Origin of the sequence: Nocardioides ferulae (assembly GCF_003660455.1) — a bacterium.
In the GTDB taxonomy this organism is placed as follows: Bacteria; Actinomycetota; Actinomycetes; order Propionibacteriales; family Nocardioidaceae; genus Nocardioides; species Nocardioides ferulae.
Genome location: NZ_QZVR01000042.1, coordinates 1 through 2,944 on the forward strand (window position 1 = coordinate 1; position 2,944 = coordinate 2,944).

At 67.5% G+C, this 2,944-nt stretch carries 2 protein-coding genes; both read right to left on the reverse strand.

Annotation, left to right across the window (positions count from 1 at the left end; translation table 11 throughout):
* Positions 1–54: 54 nt before the first annotated feature.
* Positions 55–912, reverse strand: a complete 858-nt coding sequence (locus D6B71_RS22255) for a glutamate cyclase domain-containing protein (protein ID WP_121258992.1) — start codon at positions 910–912, stop codon at positions 55–57.
* A 115-nt stretch (positions 913–1,027) separates the two neighbouring features.
* Complete coding sequence (locus tag D6B71_RS22260) at positions 1,028–1,924, reverse strand: aminotransferase class IV (protein ID WP_164519787.1); 897 nt, start codon at positions 1,922–1,924, stop codon at positions 1,028–1,030.
* Positions 1,925–2,944 lie beyond the last annotated feature (1,020 nt).

The following is a 2,944-nucleotide window of genomic DNA, read 5'->3' on the forward strand; positions in this document are numbered from 1 at the left end:
ATTTCAGGTCACCGCCGCACGGCGCCCACGGCGCGCGGATTGTTCAGCGGTCTCCTAGGACGCCTGAGAAAGCAGGTCCAAGATCCTCTCCGGAACGGCCCAGTACTGGTCCCATGAGAGCCCGTCGACCGTCGGTTCGCTCCTCGCGCTGACGCCGTCGACCCCGCCAGCGGCCACCATCGCGTCAAGGATGCGCCGCGACGTCATCGCGCTCAATATGGTCGGGTCGACGCCGGTCTGCACCGCAAGCACAGCGGCGAGCGCAAACGCCCCCCAGTTGGAGGTGCCGCCGACAATGAGGTGGTCGCAGGTCACAATGGACCTGATCGTGGCGCCCTGATCGACGACCGAGGCGACAAGCTCGGAGTCGAGGCGGCCCATGCCGATCTCGTTGCCGCCGTCGCCGACAGCGACCTTCGCAGCATCCAGCGACTCGTAGAGCGTGTCGAGCGGCGCGGTGACCTCACTGATGTCGACGCCGAGCATGTTCCGGTAGGTGCCGTCGACTGCACGACCCACCCGCTCCACGGAGACCGCATGGGACCAGGACGGCGCCTCGCCACCGGTCCAGACACGTGCCCGCAGTTCCGGGTTGCCCACGGCTCCGAGCGCGGCATCGACCACGCGCAGGCACGGTGGGTCCGTGACGACGTCGACGGCCGAGCCCAACAGCGACAGGGTCTGCGCGAGTACCGCGACCCCCAGGGGCCCGTCCGTCTCGGCCGCCGGCGGTCGCGCGCGCGAGATGTAGAACCCGGTGATGATTCCGACCCGGCTCCCTCGATGCTCGAGCAGCGAACCGGCAGCGGCGCCGAGATCCCCGAGAACCGGGACGGCCAGGCGGCTTGATCCCCGCCCTGTGTCGGTCGCCGCAAGCATCGCCACGCGCTGCAACGTCCCGGCGTCAGTCACGAGGCCATTATGCTCGGCGGCGCCTCCGCACGCCGCCCAGTGCGCCGCAGGCTGACCGGATAGCCGTGCGGAGCGGCGAGGCTTCCGTCTCGGCACCAGCGGCGAAGGCTTCGCCTCAATCCAGACCAGTCGGGTCCGCGGGGCCGTCTGCGCGCGGGGCCGAAGCGCCGACGTGGTGGCGTTCGCGCGAGGACATCACGCCTGCAACCTCTGCTAGCAGAGCATGATCGAGGTTCAAGCTTCTCGCGTCGACCCGTCGGATCGCCCTCGCCGGGTTGACGGCGTTCACCGCGAGAACCAGGTCGGCCTCCGCAAGCTCAGCGACGGTGATCGGCCGCGAGACGAAGCTCCATCCGAGCTCTTCGGCGGCGGCTGCCAGATGCACTGCCGTGATGCTCTCCAAGACGGGCCCGGCGGGTGTCGCCACCTGCCCGTCGCACCAGGTCACCACGGTCCACGTCGAACCTTCCAGCACCTGGTCGCGCCGTACGAACAGTGCGTCGTCGAACCCAGCCAGTTGGGCCTCCCGGCGGCGCCGGATCTGGGTGAAGGTGTCTGTGGTCTTGAGGTCGGGGAGCTCACGTTGGTATTCGCAGGTGCGCACCGTGAACTGGTGCTCAGGGAGGAAGGGGAAGACGGCGGGTCCCGACGACACCAAGATCCGACAACCCCGCGCATCGATCGGCCTCATCATCTGCATGGCCTCCGGATACAGCGTGACCCTGACCCGGGCCGGCGCCGGACCTACCCGGCGTGCGTGCGACAGCACGTCACTGCTCAGTCTCTGGGGATCGAGGTCGCAACCCCACAGCAAGCGTGCATCCCGCGTGAGGCGAGTGACGTGATCGGGCCAGCCGAGCACACTGCCGTCCACCATCACGAAGGTCGTGAACACTCCGAAGGGGTGGAGCGCAAGCCCGGGCGGCACCGCATCGACCTCGATGCCATCGAGCGTGTGGACCTCAGGCGACGCTGCGATCCCATCGTCCGCCCCGACGCGCGATCTCTGCACGTTCGACCACCTATCGAGCCCAGCGCTTGTCCGGCAGCGGCATCTCGCGAACGAAGACTCTCCGTCGTCCGTGACCGGTGGAGACGCTCTTCGCCGCATGGTAGCCGAGACTCTCGAGCAGACTTCTGCTCGGCCGGTCATCGGAGTGAACTGGGCACAATATCTCGGTCTTGCCGAGATCGCGCACCTCTTCTTCAAGCAATTCCACCAGGGCTCGGCCCCCCTCTGCGATTGAGGTGTGATACGGATAGCCGCTCTGGCACGAGCGCATTCTGCCTTCGCTGCGTCGCTGACCGGGCCTGCCCCCTCCAGCACCGGAGTCCCGCCCTGGGGTTGGGCAACTTCATTCACCCGACAGCGGACCGCCCGGCGCGTACTCAACAGGGACGCCGTCGAAGCACGCTGGCCTGTCCCCAGACTCCAGGTGCAAGAGCCCCGCCGGGGACGCCCGAGACCTCTTGGCGGGGCTCGTGCGCGCGGACTCCGTCGACCGGTGAGCCGGGCGCGGCTCCGCAACCGTAGATACGGGGCTGTAGCACATCAGGACTGCCCCAACGCGCGAGAGAGTCAGACTAGGCGGCTACGTTGTTCGCCTCGGTCGGGGGCTGGCGAGTGGTGGACGACCCCCTCATCATCTTCGAGAACGACTGCCACGTGCCAGCCACGTTGTTCCGCTGCAGCCACCCCCTTCTCATCGAGCTCGCCCGCCAGAAACTCACGGAGCGTCTGCTCTGTGGCGTCGTCGTCAGTGGGCACTTCCGAAGCCATGGCATGCCTCCCTTTGACCAAATGGCGCCGCCGAGATGGCGCCCAACTTCGTCAGGCTAGGCGATGCCGCGCGGCACGTCCCGCAGTTGGCGAAGGACTGGGAAGGATCACTTGCACAGACAAGCAGTGCAGGAACATGGGGCACGAAAGCGCTGCGCAGCAACCCTCTCCCCCCAAAGGCTCGGCGTGTTCCTGTCGGCAACGCTCGAAAATGAGGCCGATCCGACGCTCGAAAACGAGGCCACCGGTTCG